Below are 23,224 nucleotides of genomic sequence, written 5' to 3' on the forward strand. Positions count from 1 at the left end.
AGGGCCGCAAAGCGGCCCCGGCAATCTAAGTTGCGAAGCTGAAAATCTGGGGCTGCTTCGCAGCCCTTTCGCGACACAAGGCCGCTCCCACAGAACGAGGTCTGCTCATACACTTTTAGCAGGCGCCACGGCCAACTCCACACGCTCGCTCTTCTTGATAACCGCATACACCACCGCTGTCACCAGGCTACCCGCCACAATCGCCAGCAAATACAGCAACGCATGGTTGATCGCGTTGGGGATCAACAACACGAACAAGCCGCCATGCGGCGCCATCAGCTTGCAGCCAAAATACATCGACAATGCCCCGGTCAACGCACCACCGGCGATACTGGCCGGGATCACCCGTAACGGGTCCTTGGCGGCAAACGGAATCGCCCCCTCGGAGATGAAGCACAGCCCCAGCGCCAGCGCCGCCTTGCCCGCCTCGCGCTCGCTCTGGGCGAACTTGCGCCGGGCCAGGAAAGTAGCGATGCCCAAGCCGATCGGCGGCACCATGCCGGCGGCCATGGTCGCCGCCATTGGCGCGTAGCTCGACGAGGCCAGCAGCCCCACCGAGAACGCATAGGCGGCCTTGTTGATCGGCCCGCCAAGGTCGACGCACATCATGCCGCCCAGCAATAGCCCCAGCAGGATGGCATTGGTGGTGCCCATGCTGTCGAGGAAGTGCGTCAACCCTTCGAGCATCGCCGCTACCGGCTGGCCAACCACGTAGATCATCACCAGGCCGGTGAACAGACTGGCCAGCAATGGAATGATCAGGATTGGCTTGAGCGCCTCCAGGCTGCTGGGCAAGCGCGCCCACCGGGCAATGGCCTTGGCGCTGTAGCCGGCAAGAAAGCCGGCGACAATGCCACCGATGAAGCCGGCACCCAAGGTGCTGGCCAGCAGGCCGCCGATCATGCCGGGGGCCAGCCCGGGGCGGTCGGCGATGGACCATGCGATATAACCCGCCAGTAGCGGCACCATCAGTTTGAAGGCGGCTTCGCCGCCAATTTGCATCAACGCCGCCGGCAAGGTGCCCGCCTCTTTGTAGGCTTCGATACCGAACACGAACGACAGGGCAATCAGCAGGCCGCCGGCCACCACCATCGGCAGCATGAACGACACGCCGGTAAGCAAATGCTTGTACACGCCGGTTTTCTCGCCCTTCGTCGGCGTGGATGCCGCTGCGGCGTCGGCGCCGTTTTCCACCGTGGCCTGCGCCAAGGCCTTGTCCAGAGTGGCGCGGGCCTGCTTGAGGGCAATGCCGGTACCACAACGGTAAATACGTTTGCCGGCGAAACGTGCAGTGGGAACTTCAATGTCGGCGGCCAGCAACACCACGTCCGCCGCAGCGATGGCTTCAGCAGACAAGGGATTGCGCGCACCGACCGAGCCCTGGGTCTCGACGGTCAACTGGTAGCCCAGTTGCTGTGCGGCTTGCTGCAAGGCTTCTGCGGCCATGAAGGTATGGGCTACGCCGGTCGGACAAGCAGTCACCGCAACGATGCGGGTACCAGCACTGCCAGCGGCGGCCGGGCCATCTGTCACTGCGGCCAGCAGCTCGGCGTTGGCCGCCGCTTCGTCGAGAAAGCCTTCGCGATCAGCCAGCGCCTGGGATGGCGTGCTTTGGTACAGGCGCTTGCCGACGAAGCGGGCCAGGTCCACCGGACCGGTGCTGACCACAAGCACCCAGTCAGCCTCGGCGATCTGTGCGGCGCTCAGCTGCCGCTCGGGGTGTTCAGTATTCTGCACTTCGACGCTGGTGCTCCAGCCGCGCCGCTGGGCAGCGGCGGACAGCAAGCGTGCGCTCAGTACACTCGATACCTGGCCATTGGGGCAGGCGGTGACTATGGCAATGTTCATCGGCAACCCTCTTGTTGTTCTGTCAGTTGCACGGCCGCTTCCAGTTGCACCAGGTGCTCGCGGTCACGGATACCGAAGCCAACCTGGGTAACGGCCTGGGCGGCAATGGCAGTGGCTCGGGTCAACGTCTGCGCAGGCGCCTCGGCCAGCAGCAGGCCGTGGACCATGCCGGCCACCAGCGAATCCCCCGCCCCCACCGTGCTGGCAACCCGCACCTTGGGTGGGCGGGCGTGCATGGCCAGGTCACGACTGAACCAACTGACGCCCTGCTCGCCCGCAGACACCACCACGTGTTCAACGCCACTGGCCAGCAGGCGCTTGGCGGCAGCCGTCTGTTGCGCCAGGTTATCCACAGGCAGGCCCAGCACTTCGCCCAGTTCTTCGGTATTGGGCTTGACCAGCCAGGGCGCGCTCTGCAAACCGACACGCAGGGCTTCACCACTGCTGTCCAGGACGACCTTGAGGCCTTGAGCCTTCAACAGTTCGAGCAACTGGCGGAACCAGTCAGTACTGATTCCGCGCGGCAGGCTACCAGCCACCACCACGGCATCGTGGCCTGGGGCAACCTGTTGCAGCCTGTGCAGCAAGGCATTGCGTGCCGCCTCGTCCACCTCCGGGCCTTGCCCGTTGATGTCGGTAACGCGGCCATCGGCCTCGACCAGCTTGATATTGCTGCGGGTTTCGCCCGGCACACGGACGAAGCAGTCGGTAAAACCGCGACCGTCGATCAGCGCCTCGAAGGGCTGCAGATTGTCGCGCCCAAGGAAACCGCCAACGGTTACGCTGTGCCCCAGGTCGGCCAGTACCTGGGCAACGTTCAGCCCCTTGCCCGCGGCGTGACTGTGCTGCGCCTGGCTACGGTTGACCTGCCCTGGGCGCAGAGCGTCCAGGCCGATGGTGATATCCAGTGCCGGGTTCAGGGTGAGAGTGAGGATCTTGGCCATTCAGTAACGCTCCACCAGCGCGCGAACTGCTGCGGCGCTGTCCTGTTGCAGGGCCTCGCGCGCCAGGGCGCGGGCTGTCTGATGATCGGCCTGGCGAACCAGTGCCTTGACTTCGGCGATGCTGCGCGCGGAGACGCTGAGTTCGTCCACGTCCAGCCCCAGCAGCACGGCCACCGCCTGCGGGTCGGCCGCCAGCTCGCCACACACGCCCACCCACTTGCCGTGGGCATGGGCGGCGCGCACGGTCATGTCGATCAGGCTCAACACCGCCGGGTGCAGGCCATCGGCCTGTGCCGAGAGGCTGGGGTGGCCACGGTCGATGGCCAAGGTGTATTGAGTCAGGTCGTTGGTGCCGATGCTGAAGAAGTCCACTTCGCGCGCCAATTGCGCTGCCAGCAGGGCCGCTGAAGGCACCTCGACCATAATGCCCAGTTGCAGGTCGGCTACCGGGATTTCTGCGCGCAGGCGTTCCACCATGGCCCGAGCCTCACGCCACTCGTGCACCTGGCCAACCATCGGGAACATGATACGCAACGGGCGCTGGTCGGCGGCCCGCAGCAATGCGCGCAACTGGTCTTCCATCACTTGCGGGCGCTGCAGGGTCAAACGCACGCCACGCACGCCGAGGAAGGGATTTTCCTCGGCAGCGATCGGCCAGTAAGGCAGCGGTTTGTCGCCGCCGACATCCAGGGTACGCACCACCAGCGGGCGCCCATCGAGGCCATCGAGCACGCGGCGGTACTCGGCTTCCTGGGTAGCCACATCCGGCGCTTGAGGGTGGGCCATGAAAATCAGTTCGGTGCGCAGCAGGCCCACACCCTCGGCGCCCTGCTCCACCACCTTGGCGATACCGTTGCTATCGCCGATGTTGGCAAACACCTCGACGGCATGCCCATCCCGGGTGATGGCCGGCTCGAAGCGGTTGGCCCAGGCGGCCTGCAGGCGTTGCTCGCGCAGGTCACGCTCGGCCAGCGCCTGCTGCAGTTCATCCGCAGGCGGTGCGACGCTAACCACACCACGCTGGCCATCGAGCAGCAGCGGCGTGCCACTGTCCAGCAACAGTATCGACGCACCCGCGCCGACCACCGCTGGTATACCCAAAGCACGGGCGACGATGGCACTGTGGGCCGTGGCGCCGCCCTGGGCGGTGACAATGCCGGCAACCCGGTTGGGGTCCAGGCGGGCGACATCGGATGGACCGACTTCGGTCATCACCAGCACATAGGGTTGCTCGGGTTCAGCCTGCGCCTGCACACCACACAACTGCGCCAGCACGCGGCGGCCGATATCGCGCAGGTCGGCAGCGCGCTCGGCAAGCAGCGCATCGTGCAATGCCTCTTGCTGGCGGGCCGCGGCGTCGATCACGGCCATCCACGCGGCCGCGGCACTTTCGCCTTGGGCCAGGCGCTGCTCGACATCGTCGGTCAGGGCCGGGTCGGCAAGCATTTCCTGGTGGGTGACGAAAATTTCGCCAATGGCCTTGTCGCTGCGCAGGACCAAAGCCTGCAGTTCGCCATTGACGATGGCCAACGCTTCGCGCAGCTTCTGCCGCTCCTGGGCGCACGATTCACCCCGCAAGGGATAGTCGAACTCACGCTCGACACAGACATGCGCCGGGCCGCTGGCAATGCCGGGGGCGGCACCCACACCCTGGATACGACTGCCGGCCGCAGGCGCTTGCAGTACTTCGGGTACGTCATCGGCAATGGGCGTGACGCTCTGCGGTAGGGGTTCCACCTCCTCACCCAAGCCTTGTTCGATAGCGGCCAGCAACACCGGCAAGGCATCGGCAGCGATGCTCGGCTCGGCGACCAGCTCCAGTGCCTGACCACGGCGGGCGCCGAGGCTGAGCAGCTTGCTCAGGCTCTTCACCGATACCGCTGGCTGCGCGCTATCGACCAGGCGCACACGAATTTCCCCTTCAAAGCCTTTGGCCAGTTGTGCAAGCACCTTGGCCGGGCGGGCATGCAAGCCATGTGGATTGGCCAGCACGACACGTGCGCTGGGCCAGTCCGCCGGCGCTTCGCCGCCCAGTACTTCCAGTACCGCACGGCTGTTGGTGGCCTGGTAGAGCATCTGCCCGCGGCCTTCGATCAGCACTTCGCACAGACGCTCAAGCAGGGCCTCGTGAGCGGCGCCAAGGCTGGCCAGGCAGAACAGACCGTTGAGCGGCTGGTCGCGGTAACGCAGCGGCTGCTGCGGGGTGATGAAGGCGAGGCCCGGCTGACGAACCTGGCGCTCGCTGTGCAGCCACCACAGGCCCTCGCCCAGCGGCAGAGGCTCGGCCTGCTGGAGCACGGCGGCAAAGCCACTGTCGACACAGTCGGCACGTTGCAACAGGCGCGCACCGCGCCAGGCCAGTTCGTCGAAGTCTTCAGCCGGCAAGTTCAGACCCACCAGTTGCGCATCCAGCGCCAACGCTTGTGGCGCGCCCTGCAGCAGCTTGAGCAGCGCTTCGGCTGAGCTGGCCCGGCGCAAGGCTTCGGCCAGGTCGGTTTCGCCCAGCGCACGGGTCAACAGCTGCAGCAGGCGCAGGTGTTCGTCGGAGCGGGCGGCAATACCAATGGCCAGGTAGACCATTTGCCCGTCACCCCAGTCTACCCCCTCAGGAAACTGCAGCAGCCGCACGCCGGTGGCATACACCAGATCGCGTGTTTGCGGCGTACCATGGGGAATGGCGATGCCCTGGCCAAGGAACGTGGAGCCTTGTGCCTCCCGGGCCTGTAGCCCTTGCAGGTAACCCTCGGCGACCAGGCCGTCCGCAACCAGTCGATCCGCCAAAAGGCGCAATGCCTCATCCTTGTCGGCGGCCTTCTGGCCCATGGCTATCTGCTCATTGGCGAGCTCGAGCATGACCTTCTCCTTTTGCAGTTCCCGTTCGGGTACTGGAGTATTGTTGTGAAATTCACATAAAGGGCCAGTTCAGCAACCTTGCACGGGTGGAGCCGAGGCAGAAAAATCGGCAGCTGAAACGTTTAATCTGACCAGACGGCCACGTTACTCGATAATCTGCCCAGTAAAAAGCCCCATCCTGTCGGACAATTGCGACAATGGTCGTCTGCGCGTGATGCCTGTACCGGGTCAAACTACCCGGTCCGGCCTTACAGCCAGCCCCGGTAATAACAAGGAAAATTCGGTGAAACTCAGCGATATCGCCCGTCTGGCCGGTGTGTCCGTGACCACTGCCAGCTACGTCATCAATGGCAAGGCAGAACAGCAGCGCATCAGCAACAGTACTGTCGAGCGGGTACGCGCGGTGGTCGAAGCCCACGGCTTCACCCCCAACCCGCAGGCAGCTGGGCTGCGCAGCCGGCATACCCGCACCCTGGGCTTCATTCTCCCGGATCTGGAGAACCCCAGCTACGCCCGCATTGCCAAGCAACTGGAGCAAGGCGCCCGCGCCCGCGGCTACCAGTTGCTGATCGCCAGCAGCGACGACCAGCCAGACAGCGAGCGCCAACTGCAGCAGCTGTTCCGTGCGCGGCGCTGCGATGCGCTGTTCGTTGCCAGTTGCCTGCCGCCAGAAGATGACAGCTACCGCGAGCTGCAGGACAAAGGCTTGCCGGTGATAGCCATCGACCGCCGCCTGGACCCCGCACACTTCTGCTCAGTGATCAGCGACGACCGCGATGCCAGCCGCCAGCTGGCCGCCAGCCTGCTCAGCGCGGCCCCACGCAGCATCGCCCTGATAGGCGCACGCCCCGAGCTGTCGGTTAGCCAGGCGCGTGCCGGCGGATTCGACGAGGCCCTGCAAGGCTATGCCGGCGAAGTGCGCCGCTATCAGGGCGAAGCGTTCAGCCGCGAGTGCGGCCAACGCCTGATGCAACAACTGATCGACGACCTGGGCGGCCTGCCGGATGCTCTGGTGACCACGTCGTACGTGCTATTGCAGGGCGTGTTCGACACCCTACAGGCGCGCCCGGTCGACTCGCGCCAACTGCAGCTGGGTACCTTTGGCGACAACCAGTTGCTCGATTTCCTGCCGCTGCCGGTCAATGCCATGGCCCAGCAGCACGGCCAGATTGCCGCCACCGCGCTTGAACTGGCACTGGCCGCCATCGAGGAAAAACGCTATGAACCCGGCGTTCATGCTGTTGGCCGCACCTTCAAGCAACGCATCTCAGCGGCCTGAACATGCGCCTGATCGACACCCACACCCACCTGGACTTCCCCGACTTCGACGCCGACCGCCCGCGCCTGCTGGCCAACGCGGCGGCGCGTGGGCTGGAGCGGATGGTGGTGCTGGGGGTGTACCAGGCGAATTTCCAACGGGTGTGGGAACTCGCCTGCACCGAGCCGCGCCTGTTCGCAGCGCTTGGCCTGCACCCGGTCTACCTCGACCAGCATCGACCTGAGCACCTGCTGCAACTGCGCGAGTGGCTGGAGCGCCTGCGCGACAACCCGCGGCTATGTGCCGTGGGTGAGTTTGGCCTGGACTATTACCTCACAGACCTCGACAAGACCCGCCAGCAGGCGCTGTTCGAAGCGCAACTGCAGATGGCTTGCGACTTCGAACTACCGGCCCTGTTGCACGTGCGCCGCAGCCATGCCCAGGTGATTGCCACGCTCAAGCGCTACAAGCCTGCGCGGGCGGGGGTGATTCATGCGTTTGCCGGCAGCTACGAAGAGGCCCGCGAGTACATCAAGCTGGGGTTCATGCTGGGGTTGGGCGGTGCGGCTACCTGGCCGCAGGCACTGCGGCTGCGCAAGACCCTGGCGCGGCTGCCACTGGACAGCGTGGTGCTGGAGACTGATGCACCGGACATGGCACCGGTGATGTACCCGGGGGTACGCAACAGCCCGGAGCATCTGCCGGACATTGCCGCGGCACTGGCGCAAGTGATGGGGCTGGATGTCGAGGTGCTGGCACAGGCCAGCACCCGCAATGCTTGCGCGTTGTTTGGCTGGTGAAACTCAGGTGAACGGGATTCCCGTGGGATGCGCCTGGTCCCGATTCAGACCAGCACGGTCCACAGCGCGAACCCTGCATACCACAGCACTGCACAGCGCAACAGCAGTTCCCACAGGCTGTCCAACCGCCCCAGCCCGCGCTGGCTGTCCTCTTCCTCGGGAATGTCATCGGCAATGCGCCCGACCCGAGCCACCAGGTGCCCGGCACTGATGTGCCAGTTGAGCACCTCGTGCAGCATCACCCTTGTAACCGCAAGGAAGTTGCCCACCAGGGCAAAGCTCAACGCCAGCCCCCGCACCGGCAACCAGTCCATGATGTGCCGCAACTGCTCGGCACGCACCTTCAGCGCCGGCTGCCTGCTGTGTTCACCACACAGCGCCAACAGTCGATAAGCCAGCGCAGCGCCAGGGCCCAGTACGAAATACCAGAAGATCACCGCGAAAAAGCCCTGGTACACCTGCCACAGCAAATTACCCTGCACCCGCACCAGCAGGGTGTGCGGTTCATCGGCCACCAGGCCCAGGTCGCGCTCGGCCACGTGCAGCGCCGCCTGATCGTCCCCCCGCCGCCAGGCGTCACGAAACGGCCCCAGCGATGCCTTGGCATCGCCGCGGCCCAGGCTGTAGATCAGCACAAGCAGGTGCACCGGCAAAGCCAGCAAGCCATAGGCCACTGGCTCCAGCACATGCAGCAACAACACAAGCAACGCTACCGGTGCCAACACCAGGATGGCCAACGTCCACCATGGGTGCACCTTGCCGCTGCGCTCCAGACGCACCAATTCGCCAATAAAGAACCCGTCGCGCTGCACCTGATGACGCAGCGCCGAAAACTTCTCGACCCACAGCGCCAGCACCAACACCAGAAAACTCATGCCTTGTCCTCGTTGTGCTGCAGCGCCTGGCGGTAGCGCGGCCAGTCGAAGGCCGGGCCGGGGTCGGTCTTGCGCTGCGGGGCAATGTCGCTGTGGCCCTGAATGCGGTTCAGGTCGATGGCCGGCCAGGCACTGCGGATGTGCCGGGTGAGTTGCTCCAGCACCGCATACTGGGCATCGGTATAGGGCAGGTCGTCGGTGCCTTCCAGTTCGATGCCGATGGAAAAGTCGTTACAGCCTTCGCGCCCGTCAAAGCTCGACACCCCCGCATGCCAGGCACGGTCATGCAACGACACGAACTGAGTCACCGCGCCGTCACGCTCGACGAACAGGTGCGCTGACACGGTCAGGTGGTTGATGCTGGCAAAATACGGATGTTCATCAGGGGCCAGGCGGTTCTGGAAGAATTGCTGCACCTTGCCCGTGCCGAAACAGGCCGGGGGCAGGCTGATGTTGTGAATCACCAGCAGGGAAATCGATTCGCCTTCGGGGCGCGCATTGAAGTTCGGCGAGGGGCAATGGGTGATTCCGATTCCGTGGAACCAGCCAGTGGCACGGTCCAATTGCATGGGGCAGATCCTGAAAAACGCCGTGAACATGCCCACAGTATGCCCTGCGGCCAACGCCGTGTGCATGTGAATGATTGTAATGCGTCAGCCTATTGCGCCTGCCCTTGCCGCAAGCTCTCAAGAACCGCCTCCAGCGCCCGTTCGAATAACAGGCGGTCATCCAGCACGCGCACTTCATGCCGCTGCAGTGCCTGGGCCAGGCTGGCGCTGCTCCACTCGCGCACTTTCATGCCGGTGCGGTTGGCAAACACCAGCCTATCGCTGCTTTCAATGCGCGCGACCAGCTTGCAGCGCAGTGGCCCATCCTCATCGAGAACCTCGACCCAGGTGCCGATACGCAAGCGTTGCGCCTGGCGCAGCGCTGCAGCCTGCTCATCGGCAGCGTGCAGGGGCACGCAGGCGGGCTCTTCGGCAATCGCCAGCACAATCTCTTCGGCCACCCGCACATCGCCCAAGAATTGACCTTCCCCTCCCGGCATTTCGTCTTTACCTGCGCAGGCGCGCAGGTGCAACTGTTCCAGTTGCAGGAAGAACTCGCGGGTCGCCACCGCGTCCAGGGCTACGCTGGCCAGGCCATCGCGCAGCGCCTTGAGCAGGGCTGGCACCTGCTGCAGCAAGGCTTGCGGCTCATGTGGCGGGGTAATGCTGGCCAGCAGCATGTCCATCGTCTGCAATGCGCCGCGCCAGGCCGCAGAGGCCTCGCCCTGTTTCAACCAAGCCAGCAGCAGTACCTGGCTCCAGGCCTGCACCAGCATTTGTACCACCACCTGCGGCAACACCCGGCCTCGCAGGCGCTGGTTGAGCACGTGCTGCACCTGCTGTCTGGCCTGCAGTGCCCGGGCACGGCCTTCTTCGGCGTCGCGAGTGCGTTGTTCGAGCAACTCGTTGCGTCGCCGTTCGTCCTGATTGAATGCGAGGAAGTCGTCGAGCAACTCGGCGAACAGGCTTGCATCGTCGGCAAAATCATTGAGCAGGCGCTGAACGACACGCTCTACCCGCAAATGCAAGCTGTCACGCCGGCCTTCGCTGCCGCACTCCCAGCCAATCGCGGCGCCGGCGATTTCGTTGAGCAGCCGACGCGCCGGGTGGTTACCTCGGCTGAACAGCCCCTTGTCCAGTAATGCCACCTTGAGCAGGGGAATATGAAGGCGCGTAATCAACGACCGCAGGCTGGCCGGCAGGTTGTCGTCGTTGTGGATGAACGCGAACAGCAGGCCAACCAGGTTGATCATGTCTTCGTCATCCACTTCAAGACGCCGACGCGTACCGCTGCGCACACTCACCCGCAACAGCAGTTGCTCAAGCTGCTGGCCGAGCTCGAAGTCATCGGCCTCGTGGGTGGCGGGCACGTAGCGCTGCAAATGCGAAAGTAGCCGGAGCAGGTCGGCGGTACTGATCGGCTGGGCGGCAGCCACCGCGTGCAAGCGCGGCGCGAACTGCCCGCGCACCGGCGCTAGCAGTACCTGTAACGAGGCAAACAACGCCTGCCCTGCGGCATCCGCCCCCACGTCCTGGCCGAGATTCGCCGGTCCTGGGCGCGCACGCATGCGCCGGTCTTCGGCACGCCGGCGCGGCGCCGGTTGCAGTTCGGGCAGTACGCCGGCAGCGGCCAGCAACTGGTTGGCTTCGCCATAGATCACATCGACATCGCGCAGCACATAACGCTCGAACAGCTTCAGCAGCACCAGCTTGACCCGCAGGCCAACGCCCAGATTACGCCCGGCATCGAGGAAGTAACGACACAGCGCGGCTGGCCCCAACGGGTTGTGCTGCTCGTACAGGGGGCGGTCGAGCAGCGCCTGCAGGCGCAAACCCAGTTGCTGCAGGGCAATGCCATCGCGTGACAACACCCGCGCCACCATGCCCTCGATGGCGGCGGCCCGCTCCATTTGAGCCTTGCTACGCGGGGGGCCCGGCTGGGCCAGGTTTGCCAGCAAGTCGACCTGGCCGGTTCGGAGGAAAGCATCCTGGAACGTATCCAGAAAACCACGCTCAATGCTCTTGCGCTTCAGGCGCAGGTCACGCATGGCCTCGAAGTACAGGTTCTGGTCACCGCGGTCCAAGGCCTTGTCGGCCATTTCGAAGAGCGTGTCATCGGCATTGTCGAACAGATCCTGCAGGCCCTGACGCAACTGCAACGCGGCCTTGTCGCGCACCTGCAGCAGCACGACCGGAAGGCAAGGCAGAGGCGTAAGCCCCCCTCGGTCGATGGCTGCCGCCAGGGGCACCACCTTGCCTTCCTTTTGCATCCTGGACTCCTTGCAGGGTGTCTTGCCCGAAAGGGCTGAAAATCGTCAAAGCCATGGCGCCAAATACCAGTCGCCATTATCGGTAAAAAACCGTATGCCTGCCAGCGCCGTTTCGCTGACTGGCTAATGACCCTGATCTGCTCGGATTACTCATGACGCCCGACCAAAGGTCAGCACCAAGGCGGCTGTACACACCGGCCCCCTGCCCTATAATCGCGGGCACCTAGCTTGTGGAGCCGACCATGCCGAACCTACGCCTTGCCGACCTGACCGCTGAAATTGAAGCCAACGTGCGCCGCGCGCTGTTGGAGGACATCGGCAGTGGCGATATCACCGCGCAACTGATCCCGGCCGAGCGCCTGGCCAAGGCGACCATCATCACCCGCGAAGATTGCGTGGTCGCCGGTACCGCTTGGGTCGATGCCGTGTTCCGCCAGCTTGACCCGCGCGTTGCAGTGCACTGGCAGGTGGCCGACGGAGAGCAGGCCACTGCCAATCAGCCGTTGTTCCACCTGGAAGGCCCGGCCCGTTCGCTGCTGAGTGGTGAGCGCAGCGCACTGAACTTCCTGCAGATGCTTTCGGGGGTCGCCACCCGTGCGCGCTTCCTTGCCGACTTGGTAGCAGGCACCCAGGTGCGCCTGCTGGACACCCGCAAAACCCTGCCCGGCCTTCGCCTGGCGCAAAAGTACGCGGTTACCTGCGGTGGATGCGACAACCACCGCATAGGCCTGTACGACGCCTTCCTGATCAAGGAAAACCACATCGCCGCCAGCGGCGGCGTAGCCGAGGCCGTGGCCGCAGCGCACCGCATTGCGCCGGGCAAGCCGGTTGAAATCGAGGTCGAAAGCCTGGATGAACTGCGCCAGGCGCTGGCCGCTGGCGCGGACATCATCATGCTCGACGAGTTGAACCTGGACGAGATGCGCGAAGCCGTGCGCATTACCGCTGGCAAAGCCAAGCTTGAAGCCAGCGGCGGCGTAAACGAAACGACCTTGCGGGTAATTGCCGAGACAGGGGTGGACTACATCTCGATTGGCGCCATGACCAAGGATGTGAAAGCGGTGGACCTGTCGATGCGACTGAGCCTGTGAACTGATTGCAGGCAATAAAAAACCGGCGCTTGGCCGGTTTTTTATTGGGGGCGCTTTGCACCCCATTCACAGTTGCAACAGGCTGCATATCCTTGCAGGCGCAACCTTGTGCTGCGAATGGGCCGCAAAGCAGCCCCGGTTTTCAGATCAGAACGAGGCGTTGGCCAAACCGTCCAGGTAGCGCTCGACATCCAGCGCCGCCATGCAGCCCGCACCGGCCGAAGTGATGGCTTGGCGGTAAACGTGGTCAGCCACGTCGCCAGCGGCAAACACACCCTCGACGTTGGTCGCGGTGGCATTGCCTTCGCGGCCGCCGTTGACCACCAGGTAGCCGTCTTTCAAGGTCAGCTGGCCTTCGAACAGCGAAGTGTTCGGGGTGTGGCCAATGGCGATGAACACGCCGTCGACCTTGATTTCGTCGCTGCTGCCGTCGTTGTTCTTCAGACGCGCACCGGTTACGCCCATGTTGTCACCCAGCACTTCGTCCAGGGTGGCGTTGAGCTTGAGCTCGATCTTGCCTTCGGCCACACGGGCGTTCAGCTTGTCGACCAGGATCTTCTCGGCGCGGAAGGTTTCGCGACGGTGTACCAGGGTCACTTTGCTGGCGATGTTGGCCAGGTAGAGTGCCTCTTCCACAGCCGTGTTGCCACCACCGACCACGGCGACCGGCTTGTTGCGGTAGAAGAAACCGTCACAGGTGGCACAGGCCGAAACACCCTTGCCCATGAAGGTCTCTTCCGACGGCAGGCCCAGGTAGCGAGCGCTGGCTCCGGTGGCGATGATCAACGCATCACAGGTGTACTTGCCGCTGTCACCCTGCAGGGTGAACGGCTTGTTGGCCAGGTCGACCGCGTTGATGTGGTCGAAGACGATTTCGGTTTCAAAACGCTCGGCGTGCTCTTGCATACGCTGCATCAGGGCCGGGCCGGTCAGGCCGTGGGGGTCGCCCGGCCAGTTGTCGACTTCGGTGGTGGTGGTCAGCTGGCCACCAGCCTGCATGCCGGTGATCAGCAGCGGCTTGAGGTTGGCACGGGCGGCATACACCGCAGCGCTGTAACCGGCAGGGCCGGAACCGAGAATGATGACGCGCGAATGACGTACTTCAGACATGTCGAACTCCTGTCGAGCGGGCTGCAGGGCCGGCATCGGTGTACCGGCTGCGCCAGCCAAGAAATTAAAAAGGACCCACGCAGCGCTTGGGGAAGGCTAAAACGCGCAGGTCCGCAAAGCGAAAAGTTGAGCGCACTGTAGCGAGGTCGCAAAGATTAAGGAAATATCCTTAGACAATCCACCTCATAGGCATCGCCTATGCTGCGATTTCATCGATAAACACGCGCCGGGCGCTTTTGTTACATCCCGTTTCCCGCCCACTGCGTGCCTTTCGTCGGCGCGGCAAACTCGGTAAGGTCAGCGCGTTTTCCTTCTCTGCGGAGTATCTAGATGCAAGCCCCTGTCCTCTCTGGCCCCCAATACCTGCGCGAAGGCCTGAAACTGGTGCTGAGCCCCAACCTGCGGTTGTTCGTGCTGCTGCCACTGGCGGTCAACCTGTTGCTGTTCGGTGGCCTGATCTACTTCGCCGGCCACCAGTTCGGCCTGTGGCTCGATGCCCTGATGCCCACGCTGCCTGACTGGCTGAGCTTCCTCAGCTACATCCTCTGGCCGCTGTTCGTTGCCTTGCTGGTGCTGATGGTGTTCTTCACCTTCACCCTGGTGGCCAATATCATTGCCGCGCCGTTCAACGGCTTTCTGGCGGAAAAGGTCGAGGTGGTAGTGCGTGGCGAAGACACCTTCCCAGCCTTCAGCTGGGGCGAGCTGGCAGCCATGGTACCGCGCACCCTCAGCCGCGAAATGCGCAAGCTGGGCTACTTCCTGCCACGCGCCATCGGCCTGTTCGTCCTGTCGCTGATCCCGGTGGTCAACGTGGTGGCTGCGCCGCTGTGGCTGATCTTCGGCGTGTGGATGATGGCCATCCAGTACATCGACTACCCGGCGGACAACAACAAGATGAGCTGGCAGGACATGCTGGCCTGGCTGCGGCAGAAGCGCTGGCAGTCGCTGGGCTTTGGGGGGATTACCTACCTGGCGCTGATGATTCCAGGCGTGAACGTGCTGATGATGCCGGCGGCGGTGGCCGGGGCTACGCTGTTCTGGGTGCGGGAGCGGAGCTGAAGGAGCGTGGGGCTGCAGGGCAGCCCCTTTTTGCAGATTGTTTTTTTAGAAGTCGGAGAAACTGTAGGGTTCGAGGGTGGCAATCTGAGAAAGCAGTATTAGATGCTCCACTGCCTTAACCTTCTCGAGGTTAGCAAGGTCGCTTGACCCGCCGAACGCCAAGGCTGGAACGAACCCATACATTTCATCATGCTTTAGCATACCCAGTTTTTTCTTTGCTGGCTCGAACATGCCATCAAAGTCAACAGACGCCTTTTCTTTGCCAAGGAAGAAACCTTGCACTTCCCTGTCCATATCCGCCGCCGTCAACTCATATTCACTGCCCCTGTATCGTGAAATATGAGCCAAAATCTTTACTGAGAAACCCGTTTGCTCTCCAAAGAGATACAGGTCACCAAATGCGCCGCGAGCGATAAGGTGGTATCTATCTCGCTTCTCCAATATTGTGCCTTCGATAAGCGAGGCAGTTACCCCTTCATATTCCTGGGGATTGACAGTCCAAAATATCCCGTCACCATACCCGCACCAACCGTGCTCACTCCAATACTCTAACAATTTGTTCGGCAAGATGCCTCTGTATCGATCCAGACTTGAGGGAGGAACCTCCTGTCGAAAAAACGGCTCACCAACTTGTTCTACAAACAGGGAAAAAACCTCATCCACGGCGAAACCCTCAAGCGACTAGCATTTATGAAGTTTTACGTTTAACAGGCCTGATCCCAAGCCCGATTTTGAAGCTTTCTCGGCAGCAGCTTTCAAGCCCTCGACTCTGCTTTTCCATTGTGGGCCTATGCTCGAGTTAACTTGCCTGTCGCCAAAATCAGAAATAGTATCCCGTCCACCGGCGATCAAGTCAGGATTATGCAAAGCTGCGAGAGATGACAGGGTTTCCTTTGCCTGCTTCACCGAGAGCTTTCTAGCTTCAATGGCATTCATAGTTTTCATCAAATCTCTCTGAATTCTCTCCTGTAACTTATCATAAAGTTACTTTCTCGCTATTTTTGCAATGCGCGGATCTCGCTTCGCCGGATTAGCGATATTTTCGAGAAACTCTTCAACCGTTAGCCGATTCAACCCATCCTGCTGTCCCTTCAGCTGCCGTTCAAACTCGCCATGCTTCGATGCTGGCAATTTATCAGCCTTGAAACATGCCACCGTATGCAAAGGCATGCTACCGGGCTTACCTGTCGAGTGCTCCTTGTCTTTTCCTGCCTGCCGGTTCGGCTGAACTGGCTGCGGATCATCCATCGCCCCCTTGCGCCGCTCCGGCACCTGCAGATCCGGCCGTTTCTTCAACCCCTCTTCATGCTGGAGCATCCATTGCCCCAGCCGCGCGCCTTTGCGGCTGGCCGCCATTTCCTGGGCCAGCACCCGGGCATCGCCGCGCCCGCGGGTGAGGTACGACACGATTGCCCCCAACAACAGCACCACGACTTCCACATGGCCTTGGGCAATCTGATGCGTGGCCCGGGATATCGCATAGGGGTCGTCCCGGCAGAACGGGCCGGTGCCTTCATTGCCGCAGGTGCCTTCCCAGGCGAAGCGGATGCCATCGACGTAGTACTCGCCGATCCGCGGCAAGCCGTCGATGAAGAATTCGGCAATGGAAGCAAGCCCCAGCGCACCGAGGATCCAGCCGCTGACCTTGAGGCCCATGGCCGCGCCTGCGCCGGCGAACGGAATGGTTCCGGCGCCGCCGGCGAATGCGCCTACCCCCGCGCCAAGCAGGCCACCGGTAATGGTGCTGCCGGCGACGATCATCGCCATCTGCTGCACGACCCTCAGCAGTTCGTCGACGATGCTGTTGATGTCGAGGTCGGCGAAGCGCTGGCGCAGCCTCTGCGCCGCCTGCCATTCGGCGTGGTAGAAGGCTGTGCGGACAGCTTCGATCCGGCGCAGGTTGAGGCCCAGTGAGGCGACCTCTTCATTGAGGCTGGTGCGGAACTGGCCACCGCTTTGGTAGCCCACCATGGCGATGACACGTGACTCGATCTCGTGCCAGGAGGGCACGAGGTAATCCAGGTACATGAGGTGTCTCCCTGACAACGTGTGCAGGGGGAAATCCCATCATGGATTCGGATCGGAGGTTTCTGAGTCAGTTGTAGGAAAATGCGACTTCGTTTCCGGCATGCTCGGCGAAGTTCAGCTGTTCAGTTGTTGCTGTGGGTAAGGCTGGAAATTTTTATCGTTCTTGAGATCGAGCGCCGCGCAGGCGAAGCTCGATCCCATGGCCATTACAAACCCCAAGCCATATCAAAGACTCAGCCGGCTGGAAAACTGCCCCACTACGTCCACTACCCGCTTCGCCCCGTCCTGTATCTCGACAATCACGCTGCCCGTCTCATCCGCCAGCGCCAGCCCCTGTTCGGCCTGGCGCTTGCTGGTGTCGATGATCGCCACCGCCGCCTGCGCCAGTTGTTCGTTCTGCTGTACCACCCGGGCGATTTCTTCGGTGGCGGTGCTGGTGCGGGAGGCCAGTTGGCGCACTTCGTCGGCAACGACGGCAAAGCCCCGCCCTTGCTCCCCCGCGCGGGCAGCTTCGATGGCCGCGTTAAGGGCCAGCAGGTTGGTCTGCCCGGCAATGTCGCTGATGGTCTTGATGATCGAACCGATCACCCGCGACTGGGTATCCAGCGCCTGGATGCCGTCGGCGGCCTCTTGCATCGAAGCCTCCAGGCCACGCATTACGGTGACAGTCTGGGTGACCACTTCGGTGGCCTTGCGAGCACTGACATCGGTACCCAGCGAGGTGTTGTAGGCGACATCTGCCGCCTCAGCCACTGCCAGTTCCTGATTGACCTGATCGGTGATCACGGTGGCGAACTTGACCACCTTGTACAGCACATCGTGGGCATCGAAGATCGGGTTGTACGAGGCCTCCAGCCAGATCACCCGGCCATGGGCATCGATGCGCTTGAAGCGCTCGGCAACATATTCGCCACGCCGCAGCCTGTCCCAGAACGCTTGGTAGCCAGCCGAGTTGACCTCCTGCGGTTCGCAGAACATGCGGTGGTGCTTACCGCGAATCTGCTCCAGGCGATAGCCGACGGTGGCCAGGAAACGCTCGTTGGCAGTGAGAATGATGCCGTCGAGGTCGAACTCGATCACCGCAGTAGAGCGCATCAGCGCCTTGATCAGGCTTTCGTGCTCGCGTGAGGTCTCGATGGTTCGGGTGAGGTCGCTGGAATGCAGGGTGAAGTACTTGATGCGCCCCTCGCTGTTCTTCACCGGCTGCAGGATCGAGCGCAGCCAGGCTTCCTGACCATTGCCGCGCAGAAGACGAAACGCACCGTTCAGGTGTTCGCCACGGCTGATCGCACTTTTCATGCGCTGGTAGAAGTCCAGCGACTTTACGTGGGCGGGGACGATGTCCTCGATATTGCGTCCAAGCAATTGTTCGGCACGGTAGAGCATCTCGCTCTCGAAGTTGCCGTTGACCATCTCGATCCGTCCCTGAGGGTCGAGCTGCAGCACCAGCATCTCGCTGTCGAGACTACTCTTGACCTGTTCGATGGACATCAGGTCTTCGCGCAGTTGCCGGATTTCTTGCTTGAGCTTGTTGTTGAACATCACCGCTCTCCTGGAGCGCATCACGTAGTCGAATGCATCTTCATCGGCTGCCGGCGACACCTTCTTGAGTGCTGTGCGAGGAAATATTCATAGCGGCAAAAATGCCGGCGATCAGGCGTCACATTTACGTCATAAGGCAGTCACATTAGCGCAACCCGGTAGGCGGAAACTTTTTGTCATGAATACACCCGCCCTACGCATCACCTTGGTCAGCGAAACCTTCCCACCCGAGATCAACGGCGTGGCCAACACCCTTGGCCGCCTCAGCGAAGGGTTGCGCCAGCGCGGCCATGAGGTCGAGGTGGTGCGCCCGCGCCAGGCCGGCGAAGGGCACGTGCACAACGACCCGCAGCTGATGCTGTGCCGTGGCTGGGCGCTGCCTGGCTACCCGGGTTTGCAGTGGGGCGAGGTGTCGATGCACAAGCTGTTGCGCCGCTGGCGCCGGCAGCGCCCGGATGTACTGTATATCGCCACCGAGGGGCCGCTGGGGCTCAGCGCCCTACGCGCGGCCCGACGCCTGGGGGTGGCAGTGGTCAGTGGCTTTCACACCAACTTCCCGCAGTATTCCGGCCAGTACGGCCTTGGCCTGCTGGCGCGCCTGCTCACCCACTACTTGCGCTGGTTCCATCGGCGCACGGCAATCACCTTGGTGCCGAGTGCCAGCCAGCGCCTGGAGCTTGAGCGTCGCGGTTTCGAACGCTTGGAGCTGCTGGCCCGAGGGGTCGATGCCTGCCTGTTCAATCCGGCCCGACGCAGCCAGGCCTTGCGCGAAAGCTGGGGGTTAGGCCCGGAGGATATCGCCGTATTGCATGTCGGGCGGCTGGCGGCGGAAAAGAACCTTGGCTTGCTACGGCCTTGCCTTGAGGCGTTACGCAAGACGTATCCACAGAAGCGCCTGCGCCTGATCATGGTCGGCGACGGGCCTCAGCGCGCCAGTCTTGAACACCAGGTTGCAGACGCCGTGTTTTGCGGGGTCCAGCGCGGTGAACGACTGGCCGAGCACTATGCCAGCGGCGACCTGTTCCTGTTCCCGAGCCTGACCGAGACCTTTGGCAATGTAGTGCTCGAAGCCATGGCCTCAGGGTTGGCGGTGGTTGCTTATGACCAGGCAGCCGCAGCGCAGCATATTCGCCATGGCCACAATGGCGCGCTGGCCATGCCAGGGGACCAGGCGGCGTTTGTCGATGCAGCGTGCTGGTTGCTGGAAGAAGTGGAGACGTTGCGCAGGGTGCGCCTGAATGCGCGACAGCATGCCAGCCGCCAGGGCTGGCCTGCGATTGTCGAGCAGTTCGAGGGGTATCTGAACAGCGCCTGCCGGCAACCTGGTGCTGCGGCTGGGCGTTCTGCGCAATTTTTGCAGCGCCTGTGAGATCGAGCGCCGCCCGCGCGGCGCTCGATCTCACAGGCGCTGCAAAAACATCGCGACAGGCACCCTTCAGGCCAGGGCTTTCTCGATGGCCTGCACCACCGCTGGGTCATCCGGCGCAGTGCGCGGCGAGAAACGCGCCAGCACACGGCCATCCTTGCCCACCAGAAACTTCTCGAAATTCCAGGTAATGTCACCGGGGAACTCGGCCCCCTCACCTGCCAGCAGGCGGTACAACGAATGGCGCTGCGGCCCGTTGACCTCCAGCTTGCCCCCCAGCGGGAAACTCACCCCGTAGTTGAGGCTGCAGAAGTCCTGGATTTCCTTTTCGGTGCCCGGCTCCTGCCCGGCAAACTGGTTGCACGGCAGGCCAAGCACATTGAAGCCCTTGTCCTTGTAGATCTGGTAGAGGTTTTCCAGAGCCTTGTATTGCGGCGTCAGGCCACATTTGGAGGCAACGTTGACCACTAGCACCACTTGGCCCTTGAAGGGTGCGAGGGGCAGCTCTCCGCCGTTCAGCGCTTCCAGTTTCAGGTCGTGAAATGCACTCATGTTGAAATCCCCTCTCAGGTTCCCGATTGCCGTGCAGGCGAATTTCGCCCACTAAAAAGGCGCTCGTCCAAACCGTTCACCTCCCGTAGGAAGGCAAATCGGCTTGCCCGAGCGCCTGGCGACTTTCTGAGCTTAGCGCAGAAAATCAGTGGTGATGGCCACCTTCACCGTGGATGTGACGGTGAGCGATTTCTTCGTCGCTGGCGTCACGCACGTTCACAACCTTGACCTGGAAGGTCAGGCGCTGACCGGCCAGCGGGTGGTTGCCATCAACGGTAACGTCGTCGCCGTCGATGTCGCGGATGGTGACGATCTGCATCTGGCCGTCCGGTGCCGAAGCGTGGAACTGCATGCCCACTTCCAGCTCGTCGACACCTTCGAACAGGCTACGGTTCAGGGTGCTGACCAGTTCGGCCAGGTACTCGCCGTAGGCCTCTTCAGGTTCGATGGAAACGTTCAGCTCGTCACCAGCCTGCTTGCCTTCCAGGGCTTTTTCCAGGCCCGGGATGATGTTGCCGGCACCGTGCAGGTAAACCAGCGGCGCGCCACCGGCGGAGCTGTCGATGGTCTCCCCGGCGTCGTTGGTCAGGGTATAGTCGATGGAGACAGCCTTGTTGGCGGCGATCAGCATGGGGCAAGACCTTTTGCAAAAGAATGTAGAGCGTACAAGTGTAACCAAGCCATCGCCCGATTGCGAACGAACTGCAGACGAGCAACGGCCCACCAGTCGGATCGATGGCTTTCATCAAGACGCAGAAGGCCACTGGGTGGTGCAACTTTCGTGCGGCCATACCCAGCACCTTCGCCACCAGCCGCCGTGGCAGGCACGCCCTTGGGTGCTCGACCCGGCACAACGTGCGCAACACATCGGCCAGCCTTTCGCTTGCGGCTGGTGCGCACAAGGGGCCGATAGCGCTACCCTTGACCGTTAATTTCTTGCACCGCTTATTTCGAGAAGCACGCATGCAGACATTTTTCATTGCGCCGACCGACTTCGGTGTCGGCCTGACTTCAATCAGCCTGGGCCTGGTGCGCACCCTGGAGCGTGCCGGCCTGAAGGTCGGCTTCTTCAAGCCTATCGCTCAGCCCCACCCGGGTGACACCGGCCCCGAGCGCTCCACCGAACTGGTTGCCCGCACCCACGGCATCAAGCCACCGGTCCCACTGAGCCTGGCCCACGTCGAGCGCATGCTCGGCGATGGCCAACTGGACGAGTTGCTTGAAGAAATCATCCGCCTCTACCAGCAAGCCTGCGTCGGCAACGACGTGGTCGTGGTCGAGGGAATGGTGCCCACACGCCACGCCAGCTATGCAGCGCGGGTCAACCTGCACCTGGCCAAGAGCCTGGATGCCGAGGTGATCCTGGTATCGGCCCCGGAAAACGAAGTGCTCAGCGAGCTGTCTGGGCGGGTCGAACTGCAGGCCCAACTGTTCGGCGGCCCACGCGACCCGAAAGTGCTCGGGGTCATCCTCAACAAGGTGCGTACCGACGAGAGCATGGCGGACTTCGCCACCCGCCTGCGCGAGCACTCGCCATTGCTGCGCGGTAATGACTTCCGCCTGCTTGGCTGCATACCCTACCAACCCGAGCTGAACGCACCGCGAACCCGCGATGTGGCCGAGCTGCTTGGCGCCCAGGTGCTCAATGCCGGCGACTACGAGCAGCGGCGCATGAGCAAGATCATCATCTGTGCACGCACGGTGGCCAACACGGTCCCGCTACTGACCTCGGGTACCCTGGTGGTAACCCCGGGCGACCGCGACGACATCATCCTCGCTGTCAGCCTGGCAGCGATCAATGGCGTGCCACTGGCCGGTTTGCTGCTGACCAGCGACAGCAAGCCTGACGAGCGTATCCTTGGCCTGTGCCGCGGTGCACTGCAGGCCGGCCTGCCGATTCTATCGGTCAGCACCGGCTCGTACGACACCGCCAACCAGCTCAACTCGCTGAACCGCGAAATCCCGGTGGACGACCGCGAGCGTGCCGAGTTCATCACTGACTTCGTCGCCAGCCACCTCGACGCAGCCTGGCTGCACCAACGCTGCGGCACGCCGCGTGAACTGCGCCTGTCGCCGGCGGTGTTCCGCTACCAGCTGATCCAGCGTGCGCAGCAAGCCAACAAACGCATCGTCCTGCCAGAAGGCGCCGAGCCACTGCTGGTGCAGGCTGCAGCCATCTGCCAGGCCCGCGGCATCGCCCGCTGCGTGCTGCTGGCCAAACCCGAAGACGTCGACGCCGTGGCCCGCGCCCAGGGCATCACGTTACCGCCGGGGCTGGAGATTCTCGACCCCGAACTGATTCGCGGGCGCTACGTGGAACCCATGGTCGAGCTGCGCAAAAGCAAGAACCTCAACGCGCCGATGGCCGAGCAGCAACTGGAAGACCCCGTGGTGATCGGCACCATGATGCTGGCCCTGGACGAAGTGGACGGCCTGGTCTCGGGCCTGGTGCACTCCACGGCCAACACCATCCGCCCGGCCCTGCAACTGATCAAGACCGCACCCGGCTCGAGCCTGGTATCTTCAGTGTTCTTCATGCTGTTCCCCGAGCAGGTGCTGGTGTACGGCGACTGCGTGATGAACCCGCACCCAAGCGCTGCCGAGCTGGCGGAGATTGCCCAACAGAGTGCTGCCTCGGCGCAGGCCTTCGGCATCGCGCCACGGGTGGCGATGATCAGTTATTCAAGCGATTCGGCCAGCGATGAAGAAGTCGAGAAAGTGCGCGAAGCGACACGCCTGGCACAGGACGCGGCGCAGGAGCTACTGATCGATGGGCCGTTGCAGTATGACGCAGCGGCCAACCCGGCGATCGCTCGAGAGCTGGCGCCGGCTAGCCCGGTGGCCGGGCGCGCCACGGTGTTCGTGTTCCCCGATTTGAATACCGGCAATACCACGCACAAGGCGGTACAGCGCAGTGCCGACGGGGTCAGCCTGGGGCCGATGCTGCAGGGTTTGCGCAAGCCGGTGAACGACTTGCCGCGAGGGGCGCAGGTTGACGACATCGTGCATACCATTGCCCTGACGGCGATTCAGGCCAGCGTGGCGCGCTAAAAGCAGAGGCTTCTTTGCAAGCCTTGTGG

General features: G+C 62.9%; 18 protein-coding genes and 2 pseudogenes. 7 read left to right on the forward strand and 13 right to left on the reverse strand.

The annotated features are described in order from the left end of the window. Positions 1-105 precede the first annotated feature (105 nt). The 3 genes from ACYCCG_RS07835 to ptsP are packed head-to-tail and all read right to left on the reverse strand — an operon-like array spanning position 106 to position 5,645. Positions 106-1,848: a PTS fructose-like transporter subunit IIB gene (locus tag ACYCCG_RS07835; protein WP_209967974.1), complete on the reverse strand. Its 1,743-nt coding sequence runs from the start codon at positions 1,846-1,848 to the stop codon at positions 106-108. Next, positions 1,845-2,792, reverse strand: a complete 948-nt coding sequence (gene pfkB / locus ACYCCG_RS07840) for a 1-phosphofructokinase (RefSeq protein ID WP_209967976.1) — start codon at positions 2,790-2,792, stop codon at positions 1,845-1,847. The genes ACYCCG_RS07835 and pfkB overlap by 4 nt, the downstream gene beginning before the upstream one ends. Next, positions 2,793-5,645 carry a phosphoenolpyruvate--protein phosphotransferase gene (gene ptsP / locus ACYCCG_RS07845; RefSeq protein ID WP_209967978.1) on the reverse strand — a complete coding sequence of 951 codons (2,853 nt, stop codon included), beginning with the start codon at positions 5,643-5,645 and terminating at the stop codon, positions 2,793-2,795. 283 nt (positions 5,646-5,928) lie between these two features. Between ptsP and cra the strand changes: the two genes are divergently transcribed. Both cra and ACYCCG_RS07855 read left to right on the forward strand, forming a co-directional pair. Next, a complete protein-coding gene (gene cra / locus ACYCCG_RS07850; RefSeq protein ID WP_176685002.1) occupies positions 5,929-6,924 on the forward strand; it encodes a catabolite repressor/activator in 996 nt (331 codons plus the stop codon). Between the two features lie 2 nt (positions 6,925-6,926). Further along, entirely contained in the window at positions 6,927-7,703 is a 777-nt protein-coding gene (locus ACYCCG_RS07855) for a TatD family hydrolase (RefSeq protein ID WP_176685001.1), read from the forward strand. Positions 7,704-7,747: 44 nt separating this feature from the next. Here the strand turns inward: ACYCCG_RS07855 and ampE are convergent, their stop codons facing one another. From ampE to ACYCCG_RS07870, 3 genes are all read right to left on the reverse strand, one after another. Beyond that, positions 7,748-8,578: a regulatory signaling modulator protein AmpE gene (ampE, locus tag ACYCCG_RS07860; RefSeq protein WP_176685000.1), complete on the reverse strand. Its 831-nt coding sequence runs from the start codon at positions 8,576-8,578 to the stop codon at positions 7,748-7,750. Beyond that, a complete protein-coding gene (ampD, locus tag ACYCCG_RS07865) occupies positions 8,575-9,147 on the reverse strand; it encodes a 1,6-anhydro-N-acetylmuramyl-L-alanine amidase AmpD (protein WP_004575862.1) in 573 nt (190 codons plus the stop codon). The genes ampE and ampD overlap by 4 nt, the downstream gene beginning before the upstream one ends. An 89-nt stretch (positions 9,148-9,236) precedes the next feature. Then, positions 9,237-11,396: a DUF1631 domain-containing protein gene (locus tag ACYCCG_RS07870; protein WP_209967985.1), complete on the reverse strand. Its 2,160-nt coding sequence runs from the start codon at positions 11,394-11,396 to the stop codon at positions 9,237-9,239. A 242-nt stretch (positions 11,397-11,638) separates the two neighbouring features. Here ACYCCG_RS07870 and nadC point away from each other — a divergent pair, with 242 nt between their 5' ends. Next, positions 11,639-12,487 carry a carboxylating nicotinate-nucleotide diphosphorylase gene (nadC, locus tag ACYCCG_RS07875; protein ID WP_021781721.1) on the forward strand — a complete coding sequence of 283 codons (849 nt, stop codon included), beginning with the start codon at positions 11,639-11,641 and terminating at the stop codon, positions 12,485-12,487. 147 nt (positions 12,488-12,634) lie between these two features. Here the strand turns inward: nadC and trxB are convergent, their stop codons facing one another. Further along, on the reverse strand, positions 12,635-13,597 hold the full coding sequence (gene trxB, locus ACYCCG_RS07880; RefSeq protein ID WP_003247318.1) for a thioredoxin-disulfide reductase: 963 nt from the start codon (positions 13,595-13,597) through the stop codon (positions 12,635-12,637). 330 nt (positions 13,598-13,927) lie between these two features. Between trxB and cysZ the strand changes: the two genes are divergently transcribed. Further along, on the forward strand, positions 13,928-14,656 hold the full coding sequence (gene cysZ, locus ACYCCG_RS07885) for a sulfate transporter CysZ (protein ID WP_209967990.1): 729 nt from the start codon (positions 13,928-13,930) through the stop codon (positions 14,654-14,656). A 45-nt stretch (positions 14,657-14,701) separates the two neighbouring features. On the opposite strand, the gene ACYCCG_RS07890 is transcribed toward cysZ, so the two are convergent. The 4 genes and pseudogenes from ACYCCG_RS07890 to ACYCCG_RS07905 form a co-directional block, all read right to left on the reverse strand. Beyond that, the gene (locus ACYCCG_RS07890) at positions 14,702-15,319 is read right to left on the reverse strand and encodes a GAD-like domain-containing protein (RefSeq protein WP_275966819.1); all 618 of its coding nucleotides are present in this window, start codon (positions 15,317-15,319) and stop codon (positions 14,702-14,704) included. A gap of 18 nt (positions 15,320-15,337) precedes the next feature. Next, positions 15,338-16,684, reverse strand: a pseudogene (locus ACYCCG_RS07895) (DUF6861 domain-containing protein). Positions 16,685-16,909: 225 nt separating this feature from the next. Next, the gene (locus tag ACYCCG_RS07900) at positions 16,910-17,341 is read right to left on the reverse strand and encodes a methyl-accepting chemotaxis protein (RefSeq protein ID WP_370853134.1); all 432 of its coding nucleotides are present in this window, start codon (positions 17,339-17,341) and stop codon (positions 16,910-16,912) included. Between the two features lie 162 nt (positions 17,342-17,503). Next, a pseudogene (locus tag ACYCCG_RS07905) lies at positions 17,504-18,247 on the reverse strand (PAS domain-containing protein); the annotation flags it as partial. 157 nt (positions 18,248-18,404) lie between these two features. On the opposite strand from ACYCCG_RS07905, the gene ACYCCG_RS07910 reads away from it, so the two are divergent. Beyond that, entirely contained in the window at positions 18,405-19,595 is a 1,191-nt protein-coding gene (locus ACYCCG_RS07910; protein WP_209968000.1) for a glycosyltransferase family 4 protein, read from the forward strand. 66 nt (positions 19,596-19,661) lie between these two features. Here ACYCCG_RS07910 and ACYCCG_RS07915 read toward each other — a convergent pair whose 3' ends face one another. Both ACYCCG_RS07915 and ACYCCG_RS07920 read right to left on the reverse strand, forming a co-directional pair. Further along, positions 19,662-20,144, reverse strand: coding sequence for a glutathione peroxidase (locus ACYCCG_RS07915; protein ID WP_176684994.1), 483 nt, complete (start codon positions 20,142-20,144; stop codon positions 19,662-19,664). 145 nt (positions 20,145-20,289) lie between these two features. Beyond that, a complete protein-coding gene (locus ACYCCG_RS07920; protein ID WP_003247325.1) occupies positions 20,290-20,775 on the reverse strand; it encodes an FKBP-type peptidyl-prolyl cis-trans isomerase in 486 nt (161 codons plus the stop codon). Between ACYCCG_RS07920 and ACYCCG_RS07925 the strand changes: the two genes are divergently transcribed. Both ACYCCG_RS07925 and pta read left to right on the forward strand, forming a co-directional pair. Then, the gene (locus tag ACYCCG_RS07925) at positions 20,774-21,076 is read left to right on the forward strand and encodes a DUF3565 domain-containing protein (protein ID WP_176684993.1); all 303 of its coding nucleotides are present in this window, start codon (positions 20,774-20,776) and stop codon (positions 21,074-21,076) included. The genes ACYCCG_RS07920 and ACYCCG_RS07925 overlap by 2 nt on opposite strands. A 31-nt stretch (positions 21,077-21,107) precedes the next feature. Next, positions 21,108-23,195: a phosphate acetyltransferase gene (pta, locus tag ACYCCG_RS07930; protein WP_176684992.1), complete on the forward strand. Its 2,088-nt coding sequence runs from the start codon at positions 21,108-21,110 to the stop codon at positions 23,193-23,195. Positions 23,196-23,224: the final 29 nt, after the last annotated feature.

Source organism: Pseudomonas sp. VEM90, assembly GCF_054611535.1.